This window comes from Photobacterium gaetbulicola (assembly GCF_003025515.1).
Taxonomy (GTDB): Bacteria; Pseudomonadota; Gammaproteobacteria; order Enterobacterales; family Vibrionaceae; genus Photobacterium; species Photobacterium gaetbulicola.
In genome coordinates this window covers 65761-90162 of the sequence record NZ_PYME01000024.1, presented here as the reverse complement: position 1 = coordinate 90162, position 24402 = coordinate 65761, and the positions used below count along the sequence as shown (strand labels likewise).

General features: G+C 53.5%; 21 protein-coding genes and 10 tRNA genes. 23 read left to right on the top strand and 8 right to left on the bottom strand.

Going from position 1 to position 24402, the window contains the following annotated elements; translation table 11 throughout:
* The first annotated feature begins 50 nt into the window (after positions 1 to 50).
* From C9J03_RS19495 to C9J03_RS19440, 12 genes are all read left to right on the top strand, one after another.
* Positions 51 to 126: transfer RNA gene (locus C9J03_RS19495), tRNA-Asn, on the top strand.
* A 373-nt stretch (positions 127 to 499) separates the two neighbouring features.
* Complete coding sequence (locus C9J03_RS19490) at positions 500 to 1132, top strand: glutathione S-transferase family protein (protein ID WP_249031113.1); 633 nt, start codon at positions 500 to 502, stop codon at positions 1130 to 1132.
* A 133-nt stretch (positions 1133 to 1265) separates the two neighbouring features.
* A tRNA-Phe gene (locus tag C9J03_RS19485) sits at positions 1266 to 1341 on the top strand.
* Between the two features lie 45 nt (positions 1342 to 1386).
* Positions 1387 to 1462 (top strand) — tRNA-Asn (locus C9J03_RS19480).
* Between the two features lie 10 nt (positions 1463 to 1472).
* Positions 1473 to 1548: transfer RNA gene (locus C9J03_RS19475), tRNA-Thr, on the top strand.
* 51 nt (positions 1549 to 1599) lie between these two features.
* A tRNA-Phe gene (locus C9J03_RS19470) sits at positions 1600 to 1675 on the top strand.
* Positions 1676 to 1824: 149 nt separating this feature from the next.
* A tRNA-Asn gene (locus C9J03_RS19465) sits at positions 1825 to 1900 on the top strand.
* A 10-nt stretch (positions 1901 to 1910) separates the two neighbouring features.
* Positions 1911 to 1986, top strand: a tRNA-Thr gene (locus C9J03_RS19460).
* Positions 1987 to 2038: 52 nt separating this feature from the next.
* Positions 2039 to 2114: transfer RNA gene (locus C9J03_RS19455), tRNA-Phe, on the top strand.
* Between the two features lie 49 nt (positions 2115 to 2163).
* A tRNA-Asn gene (locus tag C9J03_RS19450) sits at positions 2164 to 2239 on the top strand.
* A gap of 42 nt (positions 2240 to 2281) precedes the next feature.
* Positions 2282 to 2357, top strand: a tRNA-Thr gene (locus tag C9J03_RS19445).
* Positions 2358 to 2534: 177 nt separating this feature from the next.
* Positions 2535 to 3791, top strand: coding sequence for a cyclic di-GMP phosphodiesterase (locus C9J03_RS19440; protein WP_044622479.1), 1257 nt, complete (start codon positions 2535 to 2537; stop codon positions 3789 to 3791).
* 65 nt (positions 3792 to 3856) lie between these two features.
* On the opposite strand, the gene mrcB is transcribed toward C9J03_RS19440, so the two are convergent.
* Positions 3857 to 6328: a penicillin-binding protein 1B gene (gene mrcB / locus C9J03_RS19435; RefSeq protein WP_044622478.1), complete on the bottom strand. Its 2472-nt coding sequence runs from the start codon at positions 6326 to 6328 to the stop codon at positions 3857 to 3859.
* A 6-nt stretch (positions 6329 to 6334) separates the two neighbouring features.
* Positions 6335 to 8806, bottom strand: a complete 2472-nt coding sequence (gene hrpB / locus C9J03_RS19430; protein ID WP_044622477.1) for an ATP-dependent helicase HrpB — start codon at positions 8804 to 8806, stop codon at positions 6335 to 6337.
* A 55-nt stretch (positions 8807 to 8861) separates the two neighbouring features.
* Between hrpB and thpR the strand changes: the two genes are divergently transcribed.
* The 9 genes from thpR to C9J03_RS19385 all read left to right on the top strand — a co-directional run bounded on the left by thpR (position 8862) and on the right by C9J03_RS19385 (position 16384).
* Positions 8862 to 9416 (top strand): RNA 2',3'-cyclic phosphodiesterase, encoded by a 555-nt coding sequence (thpR, locus tag C9J03_RS19425; RefSeq protein ID WP_044622476.1) that lies wholly within the window; start codon positions 8862 to 8864, stop codon positions 9414 to 9416.
* Positions 9417 to 9439: 23 nt separating this feature from the next.
* Positions 9440 to 10153, top strand: a complete 714-nt coding sequence (gene sfsA, locus C9J03_RS19420; RefSeq protein WP_039457027.1) for a DNA/RNA nuclease SfsA — start codon at positions 9440 to 9442, stop codon at positions 10151 to 10153.
* 136 nt (positions 10154 to 10289) lie between these two features.
* A complete protein-coding gene (gene dksA / locus C9J03_RS19415; RefSeq protein WP_039457024.1) occupies positions 10290 to 10739 on the top strand; it encodes an RNA polymerase-binding protein DksA in 450 nt (149 codons plus the stop codon).
* Positions 10740 to 10863: 124 nt separating this feature from the next.
* A complete protein-coding gene (gene gluQRS / locus C9J03_RS19410; protein ID WP_044624367.1) occupies positions 10864 to 11766 on the top strand; it encodes a tRNA glutamyl-Q(34) synthetase GluQRS in 903 nt (300 codons plus the stop codon).
* Between the two features lie 213 nt (positions 11767 to 11979).
* Positions 11980 to 13353 carry a polynucleotide adenylyltransferase PcnB gene (pcnB, locus tag C9J03_RS19405; RefSeq protein WP_044624366.1) on the top strand — a complete coding sequence of 458 codons (1374 nt, stop codon included), beginning with the start codon at positions 11980 to 11982 and terminating at the stop codon, positions 13351 to 13353.
* Complete coding sequence (folK, locus tag C9J03_RS19400) at positions 13350 to 13835, top strand: 2-amino-4-hydroxy-6-hydroxymethyldihydropteridine diphosphokinase (RefSeq protein ID WP_044622475.1); 486 nt, start codon at positions 13350 to 13352, stop codon at positions 13833 to 13835. The genes pcnB and folK overlap by 4 nt, the downstream gene beginning before the upstream one ends.
* Positions 13836 to 13863: 28 nt before the next feature.
* Complete coding sequence (panB, locus tag C9J03_RS19395) at positions 13864 to 14658, top strand: 3-methyl-2-oxobutanoate hydroxymethyltransferase (protein WP_039457015.1); 795 nt, start codon at positions 13864 to 13866, stop codon at positions 14656 to 14658.
* A gap of 9 nt (positions 14659 to 14667) precedes the next feature.
* A complete protein-coding gene (gene panC, locus C9J03_RS19390) occupies positions 14668 to 15543 on the top strand; it encodes a pantoate--beta-alanine ligase (RefSeq protein WP_044622474.1) in 876 nt (291 codons plus the stop codon).
* Positions 15544 to 15748: 205 nt separating this feature from the next.
* Entirely contained in the window at positions 15749 to 16384 is a 636-nt protein-coding gene (locus tag C9J03_RS19385) for an alternative oxidase (protein ID WP_044622473.1), read from the top strand.
* Positions 16385 to 16464: 80 nt separating this feature from the next.
* On the opposite strand, the gene C9J03_RS19380 is transcribed toward C9J03_RS19385, so the two are convergent.
* Both C9J03_RS19380 and C9J03_RS19375 read right to left on the bottom strand, forming a co-directional pair.
* Positions 16465 to 17235 carry an ABC transporter permease gene (locus C9J03_RS19380; RefSeq protein WP_039457009.1) on the bottom strand — a complete coding sequence of 257 codons (771 nt, stop codon included), beginning with the start codon at positions 17233 to 17235 and terminating at the stop codon, positions 16465 to 16467.
* Positions 17232 to 18164 carry an ABC transporter ATP-binding protein gene (locus C9J03_RS19375; RefSeq protein ID WP_039457006.1) on the bottom strand — a complete coding sequence of 311 codons (933 nt, stop codon included), beginning with the start codon at positions 18162 to 18164 and terminating at the stop codon, positions 17232 to 17234. The genes C9J03_RS19380 and C9J03_RS19375 overlap by 4 nt, the downstream gene beginning before the upstream one ends.
* A 199-nt stretch (positions 18165 to 18363) precedes the next feature.
* Here C9J03_RS19375 and can point away from each other — a divergent pair, with 199 nt between their 5' ends.
* Positions 18364 to 19017, top strand: a complete 654-nt coding sequence (gene can, locus C9J03_RS19370) for a carbonate dehydratase (protein WP_044622472.1) — start codon at positions 18364 to 18366, stop codon at positions 19015 to 19017.
* A gap of 72 nt (positions 19018 to 19089) precedes the next feature.
* Here can and hpt read toward each other — a convergent pair whose 3' ends face one another.
* Positions 19090 to 19623, bottom strand: a complete 534-nt coding sequence (gene hpt / locus C9J03_RS19365) for a hypoxanthine phosphoribosyltransferase (RefSeq protein ID WP_044622471.1) — start codon at positions 19621 to 19623, stop codon at positions 19090 to 19092.
* Between the two features lie 221 nt (positions 19624 to 19844).
* Between hpt and C9J03_RS19360 the strand changes: the two genes are divergently transcribed.
* A complete protein-coding gene (locus C9J03_RS19360; RefSeq protein WP_044622470.1) occupies positions 19845 to 20435 on the top strand; it encodes a TetR/AcrR family transcriptional regulator in 591 nt (196 codons plus the stop codon).
* 78 nt (positions 20436 to 20513) lie between these two features.
* Here the strand turns inward: C9J03_RS19360 and C9J03_RS19355 are convergent, their stop codons facing one another.
* From C9J03_RS19355 to C9J03_RS19345, 3 genes are all read right to left on the bottom strand, one after another.
* On the bottom strand, positions 20514 to 21548 hold the full coding sequence (locus C9J03_RS19355) for an ABC transporter ATP-binding protein (RefSeq protein ID WP_044622469.1): 1035 nt from the start codon (positions 21546 to 21548) through the stop codon (positions 20514 to 20516).
* Entirely contained in the window at positions 21548 to 23176 is a 1629-nt protein-coding gene (locus tag C9J03_RS19350) for an ABC transporter permease (RefSeq protein ID WP_044622468.1), read from the bottom strand. Before C9J03_RS19350 ends, C9J03_RS19355 begins: the two co-directional genes overlap by 1 nt.
* Positions 23177 to 23356: 180 nt before the next feature.
* A complete protein-coding gene (locus C9J03_RS19345) occupies positions 23357 to 24370 on the bottom strand; it encodes a Fe(3+) ABC transporter substrate-binding protein (RefSeq protein ID WP_044622467.1) in 1014 nt (337 codons plus the stop codon).
* Between the last annotated feature and the right edge of the window lie 32 nt (positions 24371 to 24402).

Here is a 24402-nt window from a genome sequence, read left to right as displayed (position 1 = left end):
ATATTTTGATTATGGTGCTTTAGATAAGCAACATGATGTAACAAGATAATTCCCCCTTAGTTCAGTTGGTAGAACGGCGGACTGTTAATCCGTATGTCGCAGGTTCGAGTCCCGCAGGGGGAGCCACATTAAGAAGCCAAGTCGAAAGACTTGGCTTTTTTCTTATGTAACTGCGACTTACTCGTGCCGAGTAATTGTCTCAGAGCTAGCCGCCCGCGTTGAGTCCCGCAGGGGGAGCCACTTTAGAAAAAGCCGTGTCATTTGACGCGGCTTTTTCGTATCTGCGATTTATCCCCAGAGCACTTCCAGAAAAAACAGCCAAGACTGGGCGTCCCCGACGAAAGACTTGGCTTTTTTCTTATCTGAGAAAGCCTAACAGGGGACTCACCTCACGCCGCTTTTCGTCACCCGCCAGTGTCAGCACTTTGACGCCCAGCCTGCAGTTCGTCTATTTTTTGCTAACTTTAATATCAACAAACTATAAAAAACCAAGGAAGAAATGATGATCACCCTTTACGGCTACCCGCGCACCCGCTCACTCCGCGTCTCTTGGCTGCTTGAAGAACTTGGCCTCGATTGGCATTACCGCCTGATAAACTTTGCCAAAAATGATCATCGCTCCCCCCAGTTTCTCACCCTCAACCCACAAGGAAAAGTCCCCTGCTTGACTGACGATGGCACCACTATCTGTGAATCCTCGGCTATTTGTCTCTACCTAGCAGAGAAATATGGCCACCATTGGCTGCCAGAGCCCGGTAGCACCGAGTCGGCCAGCCATCATGAATGGGTCAGCTATATCATTACCGAATTGGAGCAGCCGCTTTGGAGCATGGGCAAGCATCGATTTGCCCTACCCGAGTCAATCCGCCTGCCAGAAATGCTGCCTGTCGCCGCCTGGGAGTTCAAAAAGGCACTGAAAGTTGCAGAGTCCCGCCTGCAAGGCGATGAATACTTATTGGGGCACTTTCCAACCGTTGCCGATATTCTACTGGCCCATACCTTGAACTGGGCAGTGAAGTTTGATCAGAAACTGCCCCTGAAGCTTGAAAAATACCGCCAATTTGTCAGCCGCCGACCGGCACTTTCGCGCGCTCTTGACCGTGAAAACCGTACACTTTTGGATAACGAATAACATGGCTGCAAGCCGTATAGAGTCAGCAATAAGTTCAAAAACCGAGCGATCAGTGCAAAAAAGGCAAAGTCAGCATGTTTTTATCAAAAAACCATTGACGCAAAGGCCGAAAACCTTTTTAATGCGCCCCGTTGCCTCGATAGCTCAGTCGGTAGAGCAGAGGATTGAAAATCCTCGTGTCGGTGGTTCGATTCCGCCTCGAGGCACCATATTCATATTGTGGTGCTTGATAGCAACATGATTTAAAAGATAATTCCCCCTTAGTTCAGTTGGTAGAACGGCGGACTGTTAATCCGTATGTCGCAGGTTCGAGTCCCGCAGGGGGAGCCACTTTTAGTGTGCCGACTTAGCTCAGTAGGTAGAGCAACTGACTTGTAATCAGTAGGTCACCAGTTCGACTCCGGTAGTCGGCACCATTTATTCCTTACTTCGGTAAGATGAAGCAGAGTCTTAACCGCTCTTGCTTTGCCTCGATAGCTCAGTCGGTAGAGCAGAGGATTGAAAATCCTCGTGTCGGTGGTTCGATTCCGCCTCGAGGCACCATATTTTAGAGTATGATGCTTACAAGTAGGTTCCAAAGGTTATCGCGTTGCGATAATGTGTCGGTCCCTAGCCGGGCGCGGTCGATTCCGTCCTCGAGGCACCATATTCATATTGTGGTGCTTGATAGCAACATGATGTAACAAGATAATTCCCCCTTAGTTCAGTTGGTAGAACGGCGGACTGTTAATCCGTATGTCGCAGGTTCGAGTCCCGCAGGGGGAGCCACTTTTAGTGTGCCGACTTAGCTCAGTAGGTAGAGCAACTGACTTGTAATCAGTAGGTCACCAGTTCGATTCCGGTAGTCGGCACCATTTATTAACTTACTTCGGTAAGTGAAAGTAGAGATTTACCATCGCTACTTTTGCCTCGATAGCTCAGTCGGTAGAGCAGAGGATTGAAAATCCTCGTGTCGGTGGTTCGATTCCGCCTCGAGGCACCATATTTTGATTATGGTGCTTTAGATAAGCAACATGATGTAACAAGATAATTCCCCCTTAGTTCAGTTGGTAGAACGGCGGACTGTTAATCCGTATGTCGCAGGTTCGAGTCCCGCAGGGGGAGCCACTTTCGATTTAAGCTTTTTAGCTTGAATAATAAGAATAAAATGCCGACTTAGCTCAGTAGGTAGAGCAACTGACTTGTAATCAGTAGGTCACCAGTTCGATTCCGGTAGTCGGCACCATCCTTTGAAACCTCATCTTTGATGAGGTTTTTTTTCGCCTGTAGTTTGCCCCGGGGTAATTTATTTGGGGCCATATCACCGCTAGCCTCCAGTCAATAAGCAATTCATGGCATATTTGGGAAATGAATCCGGTTAGGTAGAATTAAGCCTCATTATAAACAGGTTGCACCGGACACCATGGCCAGTATCAAACTATCAGTAGAGCGCTTAACCGAAGGCCTTTATATCAAGCTGCCAGTACAGTGGACCGATCACCCTTTCCTCCTCAATCATTTCAAAATCAAAGATAGCCAGCAAATCAGGCTGATCAAAAATCTCGGTATCAAGCATGTCTTTCTGCTCCCAGAAAAAAGTGATACCCAGCCTCTTGCCCCGGACAATACTCTAGAGGCTATCAGTGAGCATGAGAGCCGTTTTCTCGACCTCCAGGCAGAAAAGCTATGGCAAGAGAAGCAAGGCCGCATAGAGAAGCTCAAGAACTACAAGCGTAAGCTACAGCGTTGTGAAAAAAACTTCACCCGCTCAGTGGCCCAGTTGCGCGCAATTGTCGGCAAAATCAAAAGCCGTCCTATTACAGCCGTCAAGGAGGCGGAGCTTCTGGTTGAGGAGATGGTTGATGCCTTGCTTGAAACCGACAACGTTGCTCTTCACCTAATGAACGAGGGCAGCGATAACGAAGATATCTACAGCCACTCGCTTAACGTGGCCATCATGTCGATGATGCTGGCCCGCTCGAGCGGGATGACCGGGCAGGATATCAAAACCATTGCCATCGGAGCCCTGTTCCACGATATGGGCAAATTGAAGGTGCCAACAGCTATCACCCGCAAGACCACCCCGCTTACCGAGCCGGAGGAGAACTACCTCAAGCTCCACCCGAAATACAGCGTCGACCTGGCCAATTTGTCAGACAGTTTTTCCGAACAGGCCAAACCGATCCTTTACCAGCATCATGAACTACTTGATGGTAGTGGCTACCCCAAGCAACTCTCGGCAGTTCAAATCGATCCCAAAGCCCAGCTGGTTGCCGTCGTTAATGCTTATGACAATCTGTGCCATCCGCAGGATCCGGCCAAGGCGAGGATCCCCTACAGCGCCCTCTCCTACTTGTTCAAGCACAAGAAGGAGCAGTACAACAATGACTACCTGGCACTGCTGATCCGCCTGCTTGGGGTCTACCCGCCAGGCAGCGTGGTCCAGTTGTCAAACCAGCAACTGGGACTGGTTATCTCGGTCAACTCAGAGAGCCTGCTCACGCCCAATATCTTGCTGTACGACCCGACGGTCCCCTCCAACGAGGCACCGATCATTGACTTAGAAGAGAGCCACCTGCGCATCGAGCAGGTTATCCACCCAAGCAAGCTGCCGGACAAGGTCTACGACTACCTTAACCCCCGCAGCCGGATTTCTTTATACTTCGATCCGGATGACTAGTTAGACCTATCCCCAGATAAAAAAACGCCCCAAATAGGGGCGTACTTATCATCGCTCTACCATCTTTACCAACTGAACATCTCTTTGAGCCATCCAGCAGGCTGATTTCCATCGCAATAGCCTTTAACGGAGCCGTCCTTATCCCACATCGGCAGCGAATGCTGCCCTGCGCAGTCCCTCACCAAGGTACCATTTGGCATCTGGCTAAACTTGGCTGTGGTTAACTGCTGTGGCCATGGCAGCGCCAAGCGCTCCGGCTGGCGACGCTTGAGATAGTCGCCATACAAACGCAACGCCCCGCCAGAGCCTGTCAGGTTAACCGGTTTGTTGTCATCCCTGCCAACCCATATCGTGACCACTTCACGGCCATCGGCACCGACATACCAGCTGTCGCGGTTATTATCTGTGGTACCCGTTTTACCAGCCAGAGCTGCCCAGCCAAACTGGGGCTGAAGAAAGCGAGCCGTTCCCTGCGAGACCACGTTTTTCATCCCGTAGGTCGTCAACCATGCCGCCTGTTCGGGTACCACCTGGCTGGCTCGCGGCATCCGCTGGTATAGCCGGTTGCCCTGCTGGTCAACAACCGCCCTCAGCGCGGTAAGTTCGGCTTTCATGCCACCGCTGGCGACCGACTGATACATCTGGGTCACTTCAAACGGCGTCAGGGTAAAAGCACCTAGCAAGATAGAGGGCAGTTTGGGCACCTCGCCGCGGCTAACCCCCAAGTCCACCATCGTATCGATCACCTCATTAAGCCCAACCTGCATACCCAGATTGACCGTTGGAACGTTGAGTGACTTGGCCAATGCGTAGTAGAGCGGGACTTCTCCGCGGAACTTGCGATCGTAGTTGCGAGGCTGCCAATTTTTCCCCCTGCTGCCATTGAGCAGGATCGGCTTATCTTCGACCGTCGTTGCCAGGGTAAATTGTTCTGGATGGCGCAAAGCCGCCAGGTATACCGCCGGCTTGACCAGCGAGCCAATCTGCCGGCTGGCATCCAAAGCGCGATTAAAACCGGCATAGCCCGGATTGCTACCACCGATCATCGCCCTGATCTCACCGGTTCTGCGATCAGCCGCTACCAGTGCAGTTTCGAGCCCGACGCCCGCCTTCTGTCTGAGCTTAGGTACCATGCTGACAATCGCCTCCTCCGCCTCTTTCTGCGAAAGGGGATCCAAGGTACTGAAGATCCGCAAGCCCACACCCGGAGTATAGTTTTTGCCTACCCGTAGCTTGAGCTCACGCTGGAGTTGCTGGAAATAAGCCGGTTGACGGCGGGCGATCATTGGACTCGCCTGCACATCGAGCGGTCGCGAAGCCGCCAGCTCATAATCCTGGCCGGACAAGATCCCATTGTCCATCATCAGCCTCAGCACCAAATCCCGCCGTTGTCTGGCCCGTTCAGGGTTTCGCCATGGATTGTAATAGGATGGGCCCTTTGCCATGGCGACCAGCAACGCCTGCTGGTCGATCCTAAGCTCCTGCAGCGGACGGCCGAAGTACAGCCTAGCCCCTAGCCCAAAGCCATGGATTTCCTTGCCGCCATTTTGCCCCAGGTAGATCTCATTGAGATAAGCCTCGAGGATCTGATCTTTGCTGTAGCGGTAATCAATAATGACAGCGATGTAGGCTTCCCGGATCTTTCGCCATAGCGAGCGCTCGCGGCTCAGGAACATATTTTTGGCTAGCTGCTGGGTCAGGGTACTGCCACCCTGCACGGTTCGGCCTGCCTTGAGATTAACCACCATGGCCCTGGCAATGGCCAGCGGCGAGACCCCGTCATGGTGGTAGAAATCCCGGTCTTCGGTAACCAGCAAAGCATCGACCAGTACCTCGGGGAACTGCTCGCGCGGCAAGAAAAGCCGCTGTTCGCTCTCACCCGTTTCCAGCATACCCAACATCTTCGGCTCAATGCGCAGGTAGCCAAGCTGGCGCTTAGATCCCGCATCCTGGATGCTCTTCAGTTCATTGCCGTCAAAGGTCAGCATGATATGCCGGGCGCCTTCCGGACCATCGGCAAACTCAAACGGGCGGCGGACCAACTCGATCCGGGTTGTTGACGATGAGTATTCCCCGTTGCGCTGCGGCGTCCGCACCTTGTGGTACTGCAGCAGATCCAGCTCACGGCGCACTTCATTCAAGCTGATAGTCTGCCCCGGCTGCAAATCCAGCACCCGGCCATAGACAACGGCAGGCAAGTTCCATAACTGGCCATCAAAACGGTCGCGGACAATATTGTCGAGATAGATCCCGACCACCAGCAACACCGCAAGCACAGCAATAGACAACTTCAGGCCAAAGCCAAGCAGCCACTTGAACCAACCTGGCAGACCCTGCCGTTTCCCTCTCGGGCTTTTTTTGCGGCTGCGGCTCGACTTGGCCGGACGCTTAGTGGGGGTCGCCTTGGATTTGCTGGCTGCCGCCGGTTTACGCTTACGTACCGGTTTCTTGGTACCATCCTTGCCTGCGGCGGGCTTTTTAGGTGCCTGCTGTTTGGGTGCAGGGACCACTGAACGCCTTGCTTGCTCTGTCATCATGATCTTCTATTTCTGCATGTGTTTTTTCGTTTTTTTGGTCGGCTCATGGCTGGCAGGATCATCCGGCCAAGGGTGTTTAGGGTAACGCCCTTTCATCTCTTTTTGCACCTCGCGGTAAGCGCCCTGCCAAAAAGCCGCCAAGTCGCGGGTGATCTGCAGTGGCCGCTGTGCCGGTGACAGCAACTCCAGTACCACTGCCACCTTGCCATTGGCAATCACTGGCGAACTCTTCTCGCCAAACATCTCCTGCAGCTTGACGGCCAGTACCGGATATTGCCCGGGCTGATAGCGAATCGCATACCGCGACCCTGTCGGCACGGTGTAATGGGTAGGCAATGCCTGATCGAGTTGCTGCTTCTTGTCCCACCCCAGCCTGGCTTCCAGGGCCGCCACGAGATCAAGCCGCTCCAATGCCTTGAGAGTTTTCATCCCGTTCATGTAAGGCAACAGCCATTCACCCGCAGCTGCCAGCAAGGCCTCATCATCCATCGCCGGCAAATCCAGCTCAGGCAGCCATTCGCTAGCACAGCGGGCACGGCTCAACACCCCCTCGGCAGTCTTGTTCCACGGCAAAATACCCAAACCCTTGCGCTGGACAGCATTGAGCAAGGCTTCGCTAGCCTTGGCCGGTTCAGGCTCGCCCATCGGCTGGCGCTCGAGTACCAGCTTACCGCAGCACAAATGCTTCTCTGCACTCAGCCGACCTTTCTTATCATCCCAGTCGAGCCAGTCACGCCAGACGAAAAGATGCGGCAATTTATCTTGCAGTTCAGCGAGTTGGGCTGGCACCGCGGAGAAGATCCGGCTGTCCCCCTGGCGCGTCTTGACGATATCGGCAACCACTAGCAGTTCTTCATCTGCCAACGGCTCATCAGGCATCATCATCGCCCCCTGACCATTAGCGAGCTGATAGCGACCATCGTTACCGCGAGACAAGGCGATACGATCCGGAAAGCCTGCCGCCAGCAAAGGAGCGATCCATTCACCCGCCACTTTAATAGCAGCCTTATTATTCCCCAATTTCGCCAAATGCTGTGATGCCCGCTGCAGGTAAGCCCTGCTCCGTGACTGCTTACCACTTTCCACCAGGTTGAGCTGGAAGTGCAAATCAGGGTTGTTATTCCCCCTAGGCGGCTCTTCCAGCAAGGCAACCAGTAGCGCAGCTGTGGCCATGGCCTTGTCACCGTGCTGTTTAGCCATCAGCAGCATCGCGGCATGGCGCGGCTCGACACCGAGCTTTTGTATTTTGCTGCCCATTTCAGTCAGCCTGCCGTTCTCATCCATTGCTCCCAGACCGACCAATAGCACATGGGCTTGTTTCAAGGCTGGTACGGGCGGCAAATCCAGCCAATGCAGATCCGCGGCAGACTGGCAGCCCCATTGGGCCAATTCCATCGCCAGCGAGGTCAGATCGGCGCGCAAAATCTCTGGTTGCGGTGTGGCAGGCTGACGCGCCAACATCTCCTCGCTGTACAATCGCAGGCAGATCCCCGGCTCCAAGCGGCCGGCACGGCCGGCCCGCTGCTCAGCGGAAGAGCGAGCAATACGCACCGACTCCAGGCGGCTGATCCCGGTTTTCGGATCCCACAAGGCAATGCGCTCCAAACCACAGTCCACCACCATCCGGATCCCCTCGATGGTCAAACTGGTTTCGGCAATGTTGGTGGCCAACACCACCTTGCGCTTGCCTTTGGGCGCTGGCGTAATGGCTTGCTGTTGCTGGCTACCGGTAAGCTGGCCATAGAGCGGACACACCAGTACATCATCTCCGAGCTGACCCTCAAGTTGCTCTGCCAGACGGCGGATCTCCCCGGCTCCCGGCAAAAAGACCAGCATCGAGCCAGACTCAGAAGACAGCAGGGTTGAAATCTCCCTTGCTGTTGCGTCAATAAGGTGGGTGTTTTCCGCCAGCTTTTTGTAGCGCAATTCAACCGGAAAGCTGCGCCCTTCCGACTCGATATAGCCAGCCTCTGGCAATAGCCCCGTCAGGGCATCTTCATCCAGTGTCGCCGACATCACCAGCAACTTGAGATCGTCACGCAGCGCTTCCTGTACCTCCAGCGCCAGAGCCAGCGAGGTATCGGCATGAATACTGCGCTCATGGAACTCATCGAAGATCAGCAGATCGGTCCCCGTCAGCTCAGGATCTTGCTGCAGCATCCGGGTCATCACCCCCTCGGTGACAATTTCCAGCTTGGTCTTGCTGCTAACACGGGTTTCTCCCCGAACCCGCAGGCCCACGGTATCCCCTACTTGCTCACCCAGCTGAGAAGCCAGGTAGCGGGCAATATTCCTTGCCGCCAGGCGGCGGGGCTCCAGCATCACTATCTTGCCGGCGACAGCCCCCTGCTGAAGCAGCACCAAAGGCAAACGAGTTGATTTACCGGCTCCGGGAGGAGCTTTGAGGATCAGTTGCGCGCGGGCATCAAGTTGGGTCAGCAGTGCGGGAAGCACATCATCAATAGGCAGCTGTGACAATGGGAACACCTTGTGTCATATTCAATTTAGGCTTGGCCATTGTAGCTTACTTAATATGATCAAAGAGAAAAAACAGCGTTTGTTCTTTGCGTTATCGCCCGACCACAGCAGCGATGCCTTTCACCGCCTTGCCCGGCTCTCATCGCAATGCTGCCGGCTCGGCCGCCCCGTGAGCCAGGAAAACCTGCACATCACCCTGGCCTTCCTCGGCATGGTCACTGACGAGCAGACCAATAGCATTGTCGCCGCCGCCCAGCAGCTAACGGCTCCCCCGGCCTTTTCATTGCGGCTGACAACACTCGGATACTGGAAGCGCAGCAAGGTCATATGGCTCGCCCCCGAGCAGCCCCCCCTGCCTTTACTGGCACTGGCGCAACAGCTTAAATCCCTCGTGGAAAGTTGCGGCCTAGAACAGGAATCTCGCCCGTTCAAGCCTCATATCACCCTTGCCAAGTCCGTTGCCAAGCGCCCGGAGCGACTACCGGCATTCGACAAAATAGATTTTCACTTCAAACACTTTGGCCTGTATATTTCCAAACCAGTCAGCCATGGCTGCCGCCAGGGGGTCCAGTACCAGCTCCTCAGCCAATGGCCCCTCGGCAGCCGCTAGCAATAACAACCAAAGGACAAGGCATGAAGTTCACCCCGCCACTGCAACCTGCGACCCTGCTCAAACGCTACAAGCGGTTTCTCGCCGACATTTCACTGCCCGACGGCTCAATCACCACCATCCACTGTGCCAATACCGGTGCGATGACCGGATGCGCCGAGCCAGGCAATACGGTGTGGTATTCAACCTCGAACAACCCGAAGCGCAAATACCCGTACAGCTGGGAATTATCCCAGACACCGCAAGGACACAGCATTTGCGTCAACACCGCCCAGGCCAACCGGTTGGTCGTAGAGGCGATTAACAAGAATGTCATCACAGAATTGGAAGGCTATTCATCACTTCGCACAGAAGTTAAGTATGGTAGTGAAAACAGTAGGATAGATATCTTATTACAAGATGAGCACAAACCAGACTGCTACATCGAAGTAAAAAGTGTCACCCTGCTGGATCAGGGAAAAGCAGGGCAAGGATATTTCCCGGATGCGGTCACCACTCGTGGGCAAAAGCACCTACGGGAACTAATTGAGGTGGCACAAAATGGTGAGCGTGCCATACTTTTTTTCGCAATTTTACATTCGGGGATTGAAAAAGTATCTGCGGCGCACCATATAGACCCGGACTACTTTTCATTAATTCAACAAGCAGAGCGGGCTGGCGTAGAGATCCTGTGTTACAAGGCGGTATTGAATCCAACGGAGCTCTACATAGACCATCGCATAAAATTCAACCAGTAAGTACCGCAAAGTGATGCTTTCTTCACATTGGTATAAAATTGAATATATGCAGCAATTGCCACACCACTCCCTTTCTGCTATAGATACCGCCCAAATTTAACCAGTGACGGTTATTAGGTATATTAGGAGATGCTATATGCCAGAGAGCAACGTTAAAAAATCGCTAGGCATCCTGGCTATTGCTGGGGTTGAACCTTACCAGGAAAAAGCTGGCGAAGAATACATGGGTGAAGCTCAGCTAGAGCACTTCCGTAAGATTCTTGAAGCCTGGCGCAACCAGTTACGCGAAGAAGTTGATCGTACCGTGAACCACATGCAGGACGAAGCGGCCAACTTCCCGGATCCCGTTGACCGTGCGGCTCAAGAAGAAGAGTTTAGCCTTGAGTTACGCAACCGTGATCGTGAACGCAAACTGATCAAGAAGATCGAGAAGACACTTCAACGCATTGAAGATGACGACTTCGGTTTCTGTGACTCTTGCGGTATCGAAATCGGTATCCGCCGTCTGGAAGCCCGTCCAACAGCCGAGCTATGTATCGACTGTAAGACGCTGGCTGAAATCAAAGAAAAGCAGATGGCTGGCTAGTACACTACGTACTACACCATGATAGTCAAGAGGGAGCGCCAGCTCCCTTTTTCGTTTGATACCAAACTGCTTAACTATCTGCGCTGTTCAGAATAGTATGCAGGTTGGTACAGTTGATTTTCTTATGAGTACAAACAAGCAATATATCGGTCGCTTTGCGCCGTCCCCGTCAGGCCCACTCCACTTCGGCTCACTGGTAGCCGCTCTCGGCAGCTACCTCCAGGCCAGAGCAGAACGTGGGACTTGGCTGGTGAGAATGGAAGATCTTGACCCGCCGCGGGAGATGCCCGGTGCCGCGGATGATATCTTACGTACCCTCGAAGCCTATGGCCTCGAGTGGGACGGGGGGATCATGTACCAAAGCCAGCGCCACGAAGCGTACCAGGCCCAGATAGAGGCATGGCTCGATGATCAGCAGGCCTATTACTGCCAATGTACCCGTAAGCAAATCAAACTGGCCGGGGGCTTCTACCCTGGCAGCTGCCGTGACCTGCGATTGGGGGCGGCTGGCAATGCCATCCGGCTCAAGGTTGACACCCCCGTACTGGCGTTCAACGACCTGCTGCATGGCCACATCAGCATCCCGGCCCCGCTGGCCGCAGAGGATTTCATTATCCGCCGCCGTGACGGCCTGTTCGCCTATAATCTGGCTGTAGTGCTGGATGATATCGAGCAGGGGATCACCGAAGTGGTCCGCGGCGCGGATTTAATTGAACCCACCGGCCGCCAGATCGGGCTATACCGCCTGCTTGGCCAGCCGGAAGTCCGCTATCTGCACCTGCCGCTGGCAGTGACCGAAAACGGCAACAAGCTCTCGAAGCAGAACCATGCCCCGGCCATCGATAAAACCAATCCAAGGCCGGCCCTTATCGCAGCCATGGGGTTTCTTGGCATGCAGCCACCGGTCGATCTGGTAAGCTCGTCGGTCCGCGATATTCTGCTCTGGGGTACAGCCCACTGGCAAGTGGCAAACCTGCCGGCAACCACCGCGATTACCCTGGCCCATTCAGCCCCTTCATCGGGCTGAAACCAAGCGCCTGCAGTATTGTCGTCCAGCTAACTGTTAATTGCCTGTCGCCCCCGAAATGCCCGCAAATTGCCGCCAAAATGCGGGGGAAACAAGCGCTAGGATTCTAAAATGGCCTGCCGTGATATATGATATGCGGCTGTTTGTTGAATCCGAACCACATAAATGAGGTGTATTATCTTTAATCGAGTCGCCAGCTTTTGCCGTAAGGTACTGAATCGAGACGCAAGTGATCTCGACCATGAGGAACTCGCCTTGCAAGTTTATCAGCGCCAAGAGCACGGTATTTCACGTAAAGATATCAGCGAGAATGCGTTGAAGGTCCTTTACCGCCTGAATAAAGCCGGATATGACGCATATCTGGTAGGTGGTGGTGTTCGCGATCTCCTGTTGGACAAACAACCAAAAGACTTCGACATTGCCACCAATGCAACGCCGGAAGAGATCAAGCAGCTGTTTCGCAACTGCCGCCTGATCGGCCGCCGTTTCCGCCTGGCCCATATCCTGTTCGGCAGAGACGTCATCGAAGTGGCCACGTTCCGCGGTCACCACTCTGATGCCAAGCCGAGCATCAAAGACAAGAAGAATGTCTCGGCCCAGAGCCAGGAAGGCATGCTGCTGCGTGACAATGTCTATGGCAGTATCGAAGAAGACGCCGAACGCCGTGACTTCACCATCAATGCGCTGTACTACAGCATCAAGGATTTTACCGTTGCCGACTATGTCAACGGGGTGGAAGATCTCGACAACCGGATTATTCGCCTAATCGGAGATCCGGAAACCCGCTACCGCGAGGATCCAGTCCGGATGCTGCGCGCGGTTCGCTTTGCCGCCAAACTCGATATGACCATCGAGCCAACGACGGCGGGCCCAATCAAGCCGCTATCAACGCTGCTGCAGGATATCCCGGCCGCACGCCTGTTCGAGGAAAGCCTCAAGCTGCTGCAGTCGGGCAACGGCCTGGATACCTACAGGCTACTGCGCGAATACAACTTGTTCCAGCAACTGTTCCCGCTACTGGCCGAGCACTTCACCGAAGATCACAGCAGCCAGACCGAGCAGATGATCGAGCATATCCTGTCGGCGACCGACAAGCGTATTGCCGATGGCAAGCGAGTTAACCCGGCCTTTATGTTTGCCGCCATGCTGTGGTACCCGCTGGTTACCCGTGCCGAAGAAGTCGCCTTTGCCAGCGGTCTGGCCTACTACGATGCCTTCATGGTGGCGGCCAATGACATTCTTGACGAGCAGGTCAAGACCATTGCCATCCCGCGCCGCTTTACCACGACGATCCGTGATATCTGGCAGCAACAAACCCGTTTCAGCCGCCGCAGTGGCAAGCGAGCATTCAAGATGATGGAGCACCCGAAATTCCGGGCCGCCTTCGACTTCCTGGAAATGCGAGCCAACTTCGAGAGCGAGGACATTGCCGAGCTGGCCCAGTGGTGGGATAAATTCCAGCATGGTGACCGCAACCAGCGCAGCAAGATGGTGCAGCAGATCAACGAAGGTGGCTCTGGCGCACCCCGTCGTCGCCGCCGTCGCCCGCAGCAGCGCCGCAAGAAACCACAGGCTAAATCGTCATGACCCTGGCCTACATAGCCATCGGCAGTAACCTGTCCGATCCTGTCGCCCAGGCCAACAGTGCGATCGAGGTGCTCAAGCAGCACCCTGATCTCAGCGTGGTTGCCGTGTCCTCGCTCTACAGCAGTACTCCGATGGGGCCACAGGATCAGCCTGACTACATCAATGCCGTCGTCGCCGTTGAGACCGACCTCAGCCCGCTGGCCCTGCTTGACTGTACCCAGTCTATTGAGCAAGAGCATGGCCGCGTCCGCAAGGCCGAGCGCTGGGGCCCGCGTACCCTGGATCTCGATATCGTCCTGTACGGCGACCTTGAACACCACTGCGAGCGCCTGACTGTGCCGCATTACGGAATGAAAGTCCGTGAGTTTGTACTTTACCCACTCGCGGAAATTGCCCCTGAACGGGTACTGCCTGACGGAACGCCGCTAAACGCGCTGGTGGAGCAGGTAGACCGCAACGGCCTGAGCATCTGGTCTCAGTAACCGTTTATCAGGATTAAAGGGAGAACACATGAAAAAGATCACTATCAACGACCTGATGAAATGGAAGCAGGAAGGTCGTAAATTTGCCTCGGTTACCGCGTACGATGCCAGCTTTTCCCAGCTGTTCGAGCAGCAAGGCGTACCAGTGATGCTGGTCGGCGACTCACTGGGCATGGTACTGCAAGGCAAGCCTGATACCCTGCCGGTAACGGTAGAGGATATCGCTTACCATACCCGTGCAGTTCGCGCTGGTAGCCCGAACTCGCTACTGATGGCTGATATGCCATTTATGAGCTACGCCACTCCTGAGCAAGCTTGTGAGAATGCCGCGACGCTGATGCGTGCTGGTGCCAACATGGTGAAGCTCGAGGGCGGTGCCTGGCTGGCAGAAACCGTGACCAAACTGACCGAACGTGCCGTGCCTGTCTGTGCCCATTTGGGGCTAACCCCTCAATCAGTCAATATTTTCGGCGGCTATAAAGTGCAAGGACGTGACTCCGACCACGCTGAGCAGATGGTAAAAGATGCTATCCTGCTGAAAAACGCGGGTGCACAGATTATCTTGCTGGAATGCGTACCGGCCAGCCTGGCTGAACGTATTACCAAAGCGGTTGAAGTACCGGTGATCGGTATCGGTGCCGGTAATGTAACCGACGGCCAGATCCTAGTCATGCACGATATGTTCGGGATCTCAGCCAACTATATTCCCCGTTTCTCCAAAAACTACCTGGCAGAAACCGGCGAGATGCGCGCAGCCGTCACCAAATACCTAGAAGATGTCGAGGCCGGAACCTTCCCGGGCCCAGAACATACCTTTGAATAAGGAATAAAAATGCAAACATTCGCCGAGATTGCCCAGATCCGTGAACAAATCCGAAGCTGGCGCCGCGAGGGCCGCCGGATTGCTTTCGTTCCAACGATGGGAAACCTGCATGAAGGTCACCTGACGCTGGTCCGCAAGGCCCGTGAACTGGCAGACGTGGTTGTAGTCAGCATTTTTGTCAATCCGATGCAGTTCGACAAGGCAGATGATCTCGACAACTACCCGCGTACTTTGGAAGACGATCTGGCCAAGCTGAACAACGAAGGCGTTGAGCTGGTTTTCACCCCAACGCCGGATATCATGTATCCGCAAGGCCTGGATCGTCAGACCTTTGTCGAGGTACCTGGACTATCTACCATGCTTGAAGGAGCCCTGCGCCCGAGCCACTTCCGTGGTGTTTCGACGATTGTGACCAAGCTGTTCAACATCGTGCAGCCTGATATTGCCTGCTTCGGCGAGAAGGACTACCAGCAGCTTGCCCTGATCCGCCAGATGGTCCTCGACCTTGCCATGGATATTGAGGTTGTCGGCGTGGCCACCGTCCGCGAGATGGACGGCTTGGCCATGAGTTCACGCAACGGTTATCTGACTGTCGACGAGCGCCAGCGTGCACCAGTGCTGGCCCGCACCATGCGCTGGATCAGCAGCCAGATGCGCGGCGGCCGCACCGACTACGCCGAAATCGTGGTCGATGCCAACGACCAGCTGCGTGCCGCCGGCCTGCAGCCGGATGAAATCTACATCCGCGATGCCGTCAGCCTCCAACCGGTCAGCGAAGAAACCCAGCAGGCCGTGATCCTGATGTCCGCCTTCCTCGGCAAAGCCCGCCTTATCGATAACCAGGTGGTTGAACTCGCCCAGCCTCAAGCTGCTGAGCAACAATAAGCACTTGCTATCATTAAGCCGCCACTCATCGAGTGGCGGCTTTTTTATTGGCTCGGTTTTAACAGCTCCTCCCCCACACAAAAACAACGTCCCTAAACAAGTACGACATAGAAACAAAAATTACAATTTTAAAGATGCATTTTGATTGCAACTTTAAAATTGTAACGCTACCATGCCTAAAAACATCATACAAATAGGTAAAGTCATGTCCCATCACACACCAAACCCACATTTCAAACCACAGACAATAGGCGATCATCTGGCATGGTATTTCGTCTTGTTACTTCGCAGCTGTGCGGATCTGCTTTTTGGTAAACGCTATTGTCACCGTGCCATTGTGCTGGAAACCGTTGCTGCCGTTCCCGGTATGGTGGGTGGTTTCTTCAATCACCTAAAGGCTTTACGCCGGATCAAAGACGATGAAGGCTGGATCAAAGAACTCTTAGCCGAAGCGGAAAACGAACGTATGCACCTGATGACCTTCATTGAAGTTGCCAAGCCATCGCTGTTTGAACGCTTCCTTATCCGTGTTACCCAGATCGTCTTCCTCATTGTCTACACCCTTATCTACTTGCTATCAGCGAAAACCGCCCATCGTATTGTGGGCTATTTCGAAGAAGAAGCTGTACGCAGTTACGATAACTTTCTGAACTACATCGATAACGGCACCATTGAGAATACGCCTGCGCCTAAGATAGCCTTGGATTACTGGAAACTGCCAGCCGATGCCAAGCTGCGTGAAGTGGTTGTTGCCGTGCGCGAAGACGAGATGCATCACCGTGACCGCAACCATAGCTTTGCCGATGCCTACAAGAGCAAGCAAACTCCTGCTCATATCTAATACCGGCCGTATTAAGAGCCGGGAACAAAAAAGCCTAGTCACAAAGGACTAGGCTTTCACTACTCAACTTGTGCCAAGCATTACGAACGCAAGCCAATACCGCGGGAAATCAAGTAGTAGCAAATGCTATAGAGAATAACGGTGAAAACACCCAATACCGCAAATGACGTACCGATCCCGACATCTGACACGCCAAGGAAACCATAGCGGAATGCATTGACCATGTAGACGATTGGATTCAACTTGGACACGCCCTGCCAGAACTCGGGCAGCAAGCTCAGCGAATAAAACACCCCGCCGAGGTAGGTCAGCGGGGTCAGCACGAAGGTCGGGATAATGCTGATATCATCGAAGGTCTTGGCAAAAACGGCATTGATCAGCCCCCCTAGCGAGAACACCACCGAGGTCATCAATACGGTTGCGACAATGACACCGAAATGAGCGATCTGCAGGTCGACAAACAACAGGGACACCACCGTGACAATCACCCCAACACCGAGGCCACGCAACACCCCACCGCCGACAAAACCGGCGATAATGATGTAATTCGGTACCGGTGCCACCAGCAGCTCTTCGATATTGTGCTGGAACTTGGCGCTGAAAAACGATGACGCCACATTGGAGTAAGAATTAGTGATCACCGACATCATGATAAGGCCGGGTACAATGTATTCCATGTAGCTGAAGCCCCCCATCTCGCCGATCCGGCTGCCGATCAGGCTACCGAAGATCACGAAGTACAAGGTCATGGTGATCGCCGGCGGCACCATAGTCTGCACCCAGATCCGGGCAAAGCGGTTCACTTCTTTGGTGATCAGGCTCTTGAAGGCAATCCAGTACTGCCGGTTCATGCTTGGGCTCCTTGCTTGTTCTTGCTGTTGGCCACCAGGGTAACAAACAGCTCTTCCAGTCGGTTGGCCTTGTTACGCATCGAAATGACCTCTATACCCTGCTCTGTCAACTGGGTGAAAACATGGTTCAGGCTATCGCCTTTGTTGATGTCAACCTCAAGGGTATGGTTATCAGCCAGTCTCCAGTGCATGCCAGCCAACGCCGGCTGATTGCCGTTGAGTTTGATATCCAGAATAAAGGATTCCACTTCCAGCTTGCCGAGCAGCGCCTTCATCGAGGTGTTCTCGATCAGCTCACCGTGATTGATGATGCCGATGTTACGGCACAGCATCTCGGCCTCTTCGAGATAGTGGGTGGTGAGGATAATCGTCACTCCCTGGCGGTTAATTTCGCGCAGGAAGTCCCACATCGAGCGGCGCAGCTCGATATCGACACCAGCGGTTGGCTCATCGAGGATCAGTAGGCGCGGCTCGTGCATCAGGGCACGGGCAATCATCAAGCGGCGCTTCATCCCGCCTGAAAGGTTACGGGCCCGCTCTTTGCGCTTACCCCACAAGTCCAGCTGGGACAGGTATTTTTTCGCCCTCTCCTTGGCCAGCTCTTTCTCTACCCCGTAGTAACCGGCCTGGTTGATCACGATCTGCTCGACGGTCTCGAACTGGTTAAAGTTGAACTCCTGCGGCACCAAGCCCAGCTGCTTTTTGGCATCGACCAACTGGGTATCGAGGTCATAGCCGAAGACCTTTACCTGCCCGGAGGTTTTGTTAACCAGCGAGCTAATAATGCCTATTGTTGTTGATTTACCAGCACCGTTAGGCCCCAAAAGCGCAAAAAAGTCGCCTTCTTTAACACATAGGCTCATATTTTTCAGTGCATTAACGCCACCTTTATAGGTTTTGTTTAAATTTTGTATTTCCAAAGCGTTCATAAAATGCGATCTTAATGTTAGAAACTTTCTTCGGACAACTACTCCGATTTGATATCTAAACAGCTTGTGTATAGTTACATCCGGTTTACATAGATCTCAGGACTGACAGCAGGACTGATACCTATGTAAATTTGTTTTTCCCCAGCACCAGGGCTGTTCCCTGAACTGAGGGTATAAAATATCAGAGAAAGGCATCATCATGGCAGATATTAAACAGCTATTCGCAAATAACGTTGCTTGGTCAGAGAACATCAAGGAAGAAAACCCGGAGTTCTTCAGTCATCTTGCGAAAGCCCAGCACCCTGAGTACCTATGGATCGGTTGTGCCGACAGCAGAGTGCCCGCCGAGCGTCTAACCGGGTTGGACTCCGGCGAGCTCTTTGTTCACCGCAACGTGGCCAACCAGGTTATCCACACCGATCTGAACTGCTTGTCCGTTGTCCAATATGCCGTCGACGTATTGAAAGTGCGCCATATTATTGTCTGCGGCCACTATGGCTGTGGTGGTGTGACTGCCGCTATCGAAAACCCGCAACTGGGCCTTATCAACAACTGGCTGCTGCACATCCGTGATCTGTACATGAAACACCGTGACGACCTTGCCTTGCTACCGCGTGAAGAGTGGGACGACAAGCTGTGCGAACTCAATGTGGCCTACCAGGTCTACAACCTGGGCAACTCGACCATCATGCAGCAGGCCTGGGAACGCGGCCAACAAGTGAAAATCCATGGCTGGATTTATGGTATCGGCAATGGTCAGCTGCGCAACCTTGGTGTCACGGCCACCAGCCGCGAGTCGCTGGAAGCCTCCTACAACGCCGCCATGGCGGAGATACTGCCGCACAAAGGCTGATGATCGCCCGGGGAACATATACAAAAAAAGCGACTGCAGCCCAGTCGCTTTTTCCTTTCCGCCCGGTAGGGGTTAGTCTTCCTGCGGGACAACCTTGCCGATAAATGGCAGGTGGCGATACTTCTGTGCGTAGTCGATGCCCACACCCACCACAAACTCATCAGGAATTTCGAAGCCGACCCATTTCACGTCGACATCCACTTCACGACGCTCCGGCTTGTCAAGCAGGGTGCAGATCTCGATAGAGTTTGGCTCACGCAGAGACAGGATTTCACGGACCTTGTTCAAGGTATTGCCAGTATCGATGATATCTTCGACCAGCAGAACATCCTTCCCTTTAATGTCATCATCCAAATCCTTGAGGATACGGACATCACGGCTGCTTTCCATGGTGTTGCCATAGCTTGATGCAGTCATGAAGTCGACTTCATGAGGAAGTTCAATCGCACGGGCCAGATCTGCCATGAATACAAATGAGCCGCGGAGTAGGCCCACCATCACGAGATCGTTGGAATCTTTATAATGTTCAGTAATTTGCTTTCCCAGCTCTGTTACACGTGCCTGAACGTCCTGCTCAGAAATCATTACTTCAATGGTATGTTTCATCATTCTCTCCATCAGTACGGCTGCATCAGCCGCCTGTCGGCTTGCGGTAAAACGGAGCCTTATTCTACCACCCCTACAAACTAATAGTTATTTTATCGACCCTGCCTATTATATGATACAGAATGAATAAAACATGATTGAATATGAATGAATGCTACTGTAAAGTGGTCACCGTATAAAACATAACCAAAATAATGACAATTGAGCTAGGAATCATCGACATGGATACGATCGCGAAAAAAACAAGGACTCGTCTATCCCCTGAAAAACGCAAAGAGCAGCTTCTTACCTTTGCACTAGATGTCTTTGCCAGACGCGGCATTGGCCGTGCGGGACATGCTGATATTGCCGATATGGCGAATGTCTCTGTTGCCACCGTCTTCAACTACTTCCCAACCCGAGAAGCACTGGTCGAAGAGGTTCTGAACCAGGTCGAGCATCACTTTACTGCAATGATGAACAACGGTCTGGCGAGCGAACAGCCTCTTGAACAGCAGCTTACCACTATTTGCTACCATCTCATCGACGAAGTGGTCGAACAGAAAGACTGGCTGAAAGTTTGGTTTGAGTGGAGTACGTCAGTACGGGACGAGATCTGGCCGCATTTCGTCAGCAGCAACCAGCACCACTTCTCACAGCTGAACGAGCGCTTCGAACAAGCCGGTTTGTCGGATGAGTTCTCTGCTTGCGACCGCGCTTGGCAATTCCAGGGCCTGTGCTACATCCTCTACCTGCAGACCAATATCACCCCGGAGCGGGAGAAGATGCAGGCGCTGGCCGATAGCCATATCAGGGCTCTGTTCAACATGTAGCTCGCTATCTCGCAGCCAGATACAACAAGGCCGGTCACAATGAGACCGGCCTTGTGCGTTTTATCCCTAGCTGTCGGGCTAGCTGGCAGCGGCAAAAACCACCGGCTCGTGCGGCTCCAAGGTGACAGCCACTCGCTGGCCGATCTGCAGAATAAGGTGCGAGTTGACAATCAAGCTATGGCCTTGGAACTCCACCGTATAACGACAGATATCCCCCATGAACAACTGCTCGGTGATCACCCCGGCGCCATCTTCCGCCGGCTGAACCTTGAGGTTCTGCGGGCGGAGCAGCCATTCGGCATCGCCGTTGCTGGCTGGGGCACTGCCGAGGTTAATCGCCCCAAATGGCGTCGACAGGGTCTTGTCATCAGCCAATGTCACTGGCAGATAGGAGCCCGTGCCGAGGAATTCAGCAACAAAGCGGCTGCTCGGGCGATAGTAAAGCTCTGTCGCCGTGCCAAACTGCTCAATCACCCCGTTATTCATCACCGCCATACGGTCGGCAAACGCGAACGCCTCCTCCCGGCTGTGGGTCACAAAAATTGCCGTTACCCCCTGCGCCTTGAAAATACGGCGGATCTCCTTGATCAAACCGTGGCGCACCTGGGTATCGATATTGGAAAACGGTTCATCCAACAGAATCAAATCCGGCTCGCAGGCCAATGCGCGGGCAATCGCGACGCGCTGCTGCTGGCCACCTGAGAGCTGGTGCGGGTAGCGGTCATCGAGCCCGGTCAGGCGCACTAGCTCCAGCATCTGCTGGATCTTGGCGTTGACTTTGGCCTTGTCCCAGTCACGCAGGCCGAAAGCAATATTTTCTGCTACTGTCAGGTGCGGGAACAGCGCATAGTCTTGGAAGATCATGCCAATATTCCGCTTCTCCGGTGGCAACCAGGTCTGCTCATCGGCAATGATCCGGCCATTAATATGAATGACTCCACTTTCCAGTGGCAGCAAACCGGCAATGGCCTTGAGCAAGGTTGTTTTGCCACAGCCACTGGCCCCCAGCAAGCAGACAATTTCATTGTCTTTTACCGGCAGCGACAAGTTTTCCAGTACGGCCTGACCATTGTATTTGCAGGTCAGGTTGCTAACAGATAATGCGTGAGTCATCAGTGTTTCTGCTCCAAAGAACGGTTAACCATCACCAGAGGGATCAAGCCAACAATGACCAGTAGGATCGCCGGTAAGGCAGCCAGCTCTAGCTGCTCGTCAGAAGCGAAATTAAAAACATAAGTTGCTAACGTCTCGAAGTTGAACGGGCGCAACAACAAGGCGGCATTGAGCTCTTTCATCGACTCGATGAACACCAGCAGGCCGGCAATCAAGCAGCCGCGGCGGATCAGCGGCAAGTGGACGCGGCGCAGCATCGACAGCGACGCATACCCCATGGTCTTGGAGGCCATGTCCAGCGACGGCGGGATCTTGGCAAGGCTACTTTCGATACTGCCTACCGCCACGGCCGAAAAGCGCACCACAAAGGCAAAAACAATGGCAAACATGGTACCGGAGAAAAGCAACCCCGGCCTACCCAGACCGTTGGCGATGGTAAAGTCATTGAGCAGGTGATCGGCACTGGTAAGCGGGATCATCACCCCAATCGCCAATACCGTTCCCGGCACCGCATAACCGAGGGAAGAAAGTCGGGCCGGCACCATAGTGAAGCTGCGACCGTCCAAGCGGCGGTAGAAATTTACGATCAAGGCCAAGGCAACCGCCAGCACTGCGGCAATGAGAGACACCTTCAGGCTATTGTAGCTATACTGCTGGAACTGGCTGGTCCAGCTGTCACCGAAATAATGCCAGCCGTAGTAACCTAGCTGCATCAGCGGCATCAGGAAAGCAAATGCCACCAAGCCCCAGCACCAGCCTAACGCCAGCCACTTCTTCCAGCCACTGAGCACATAGCGGACATCATCGCCATGCTCGAATTCCTGCTGGAACATTTTCTGTTTGCGGCGGCTGAAACGTTCGGCGCTGATCAAGACAAAGATCACCAGCAACATGATGGCAGAGATTTTGGCGGCCGCATTCAAATTAGAATACCCCAGCCAAGTATCATAGACTGCCGTCGTCAGGGTGTTCACCGCGAAATAGCTGACGGTACCAAAGTCCCCCAGGGTTTCCATGGCCACCAGCGACATCCCCACCGCAATCGACGGACGGGCCAGAGGCAGTGAAATACGGCGGAAGCTGTCCAGTGGGCTGCATTTGAGCAATCGGGCCGATTGCAGCAAGCTGGTGCTCTGCTCCATAAATGCCGCTCGGGCCAGTAGGTAGATATAAGGATACAGCACCAAGGCCAGCACCAGGCTCGCCCCACCGAGCGATCGAATGTTCGGGAACCAGTAGTCCTGCATCGTCTGCCAACCGAAGATATCGCGCAGCAGGATTTGTACCGGGCCGGCATAATCAAGCCAATCGGTATAGATATAGCCGATGATGTAGCCCGGCATGGCCAGCGGCAGTACCAGTGACCACTGCAGCACTTTTTCACCGGGGATACGGCACATCGCCATGATCCAAGCTGCCGGCAAACCAAACAACAATGCCAACACCAAGGTGCCAGCCACCAACCAAAACGTATTGGCGGCATAAGTCGGCATCACAGTTCCCATCAAGTGGGAGAAGACGTTATCAGTCTCACCGAGAGCGGTGTAGAAGATGGCCAGAATAGGCAAAACCAGCAGCAGGGAAAAGCCCCAACCACTGGTCCGCCAGAATAAATATTTTTCTTTCATTGCTAACTACTTAGTACCTTTTGCAATCAAGATGTGGCACCGATGCACTCTTCCCTTCGCGTTTTTCCTACCTAGGGGGAAAACCTTGCTACAGGAGGGGTGAAACTACCACAACTTATTGGAAAAAGTACTTAGCCTTGAGCAAGAAATGGGGCATTACACCCCATTTTTTGTAACCAATTACAGATCAAACTTCACTTCGTCCAGCAGTTTGATGGCTGTGCTGTGGTATTGCGCGACTTTATCTAGCGATACCTTGTCTGCCGTGAAGTCACCCCAAGATGCCACTAGCTCAGAACGCTTAACGCCTTCTTTCACTGGGTATTCGTAGTTCACTTCCGCGTACATCTGCTGGGCTTTATCGCCTGTTAGGAATTCCATCAGCTTCAGGGCATTTTCTTGGTTAGGCGCGTATTTCGCCATTGCCATACCACTGACGTTCACGTGGGTACCGTTGTTTTCCTGGCCCGGGAAGTTAATGTATACCGCTTCGGCCCAAGACTTCTGCTTCTCGTCGTTAACCATCTTGCCAAGGTAGTAGCTGTTACCGATAGCCAGATCACACAGGCCTTCTCGCACCGCTTTTACCTGCGCACGGTCATTACCCTGTGGCTTGCGAGCTAGGTTCGCTTTATAGCCTTCCAGCCACTCTTTGGTTTCTGCTTCACCGTAATGAGCGATCATCGAAGACACTAGAGAAATATTGTATGGGTGCTTACCAGAGCGGGTACAAATTTTGCCTTTCCACTCAGGCTTGGCAAGATCTGCGTAATCAAAATCAGCAGGTAGACGGCCAACACGATCACGTGATGAGTACACGTTACGAGTGCGTAGCGTCAGCGCAAACCACTCGTCTTCGTTGTCGCGGAACTGTGCCGGTACGTTGGCCTCAATCACCTTGCTGTCAACCGCCTGAACGAGCTCTTTATCAGAAAGCTCAACCAAACGGCTAATATCCGTTGTCAACACTACGTCCGCCGGGCTGTACTGGCCTTCTTGCTGCAGTTTTTCAGCCAAACCTTCTTTGGCAAACTTCACATTCACCTTGATACCAGTCTCAGCAGTGAACTCCTTGAACATAGGCTCAACCAAGAATGGCTGGCGGTATGAGTAAACATTCACTTCTTCAGCCGCGATTGCCGCCTGAGGAGCCGCCAAACCCACTAGAATTGCCGATGCCAACAGCTTTTTCATTTTAATCCTTCCCTTAAACGCAAAATGTAATG

Excerpts from the sequence above, each read along its gene's own strand:
- C9J03_RS19360 (WP_044622470.1), top strand. The coding sequence starts at position 19,845 with ATGGATACGATCGCGAAAAAAACAAGGACTCGTCTATCCCCTGAAAAA.
- C9J03_RS19490 (WP_249031113.1), top strand. The coding sequence starts at position 500 with ATGATGATCACCCTTTACGGCTACCCGCGCACCCGCTCACTCCGCGTC.
- C9J03_RS19375 (WP_039457006.1), bottom strand. The coding sequence starts at position 18,164 with ATGAACGCTTTGGAAATACAAAATTTAAACAAAACCTATAAAGGTGGC.
- gluQRS (WP_044624367.1), top strand. The coding sequence starts at position 10,864 with ATGAGTACAAACAAGCAATATATCGGTCGCTTTGCGCCGTCCCCGTCA.
- C9J03_RS19380 (WP_039457009.1), bottom strand. The coding sequence starts at position 17,235 with ATGAACCGGCAGTACTGGATTGCCTTCAAGAGCCTGATCACCAAAGAA.
- C9J03_RS19385 (WP_044622473.1), top strand. The coding sequence starts at position 15,749 with ATGTCCCATCACACACCAAACCCACATTTCAAACCACAGACAATAGGC.
- thpR (WP_044622476.1), top strand. The coding sequence starts at position 8,862 with ATGATCAAAGAGAAAAAACAGCGTTTGTTCTTTGCGTTATCGCCCGAC.
- C9J03_RS19345 (WP_044622467.1), bottom strand. The coding sequence starts at position 24,370 with ATGAAAAAGCTGTTGGCATCGGCAATTCTAGTGGGTTTGGCGGCTCCT.
- C9J03_RS19440 (WP_044622479.1), top strand. The coding sequence starts at position 2,535 with ATGGCCAGTATCAAACTATCAGTAGAGCGCTTAACCGAAGGCCTTTAT.
- mrcB (WP_044622478.1), bottom strand. The coding sequence starts at position 6,328 with ATGATGACAGAGCAAGCAAGGCGTTCAGTGGTCCCTGCACCCAAACAG.
- panB (WP_039457015.1), top strand. The coding sequence starts at position 13,864 with ATGAAAAAGATCACTATCAACGACCTGATGAAATGGAAGCAGGAAGGT.
- C9J03_RS19350 (WP_044622468.1), bottom strand. The coding sequence starts at position 23,176 with ATGAAAGAAAAATATTTATTCTGGCGGACCAGTGGTTGGGGCTTTTCC.
- hpt (WP_044622471.1), bottom strand. The coding sequence starts at position 19,623 with ATGAAACATACCATTGAAGTAATGATTTCTGAGCAGGACGTTCAGGCA.
- folK (WP_044622475.1), top strand. The coding sequence starts at position 13,350 with ATGACCCTGGCCTACATAGCCATCGGCAGTAACCTGTCCGATCCTGTC.
- can (WP_044622472.1), top strand. The coding sequence starts at position 18,364 with ATGGCAGATATTAAACAGCTATTCGCAAATAACGTTGCTTGGTCAGAG.
- dksA (WP_039457024.1), top strand. The coding sequence starts at position 10,290 with ATGCCAGAGAGCAACGTTAAAAAATCGCTAGGCATCCTGGCTATTGCT.
- sfsA (WP_039457027.1), top strand. The coding sequence starts at position 9,440 with ATGAAGTTCACCCCGCCACTGCAACCTGCGACCCTGCTCAAACGCTAC.
- panC (WP_044622474.1), top strand. The coding sequence starts at position 14,668 with ATGCAAACATTCGCCGAGATTGCCCAGATCCGTGAACAAATCCGAAGC.
- C9J03_RS19355 (WP_044622469.1), bottom strand. The coding sequence starts at position 21,548 with ATGACTCACGCATTATCTGTTAGCAACCTGACCTGCAAATACAATGGT.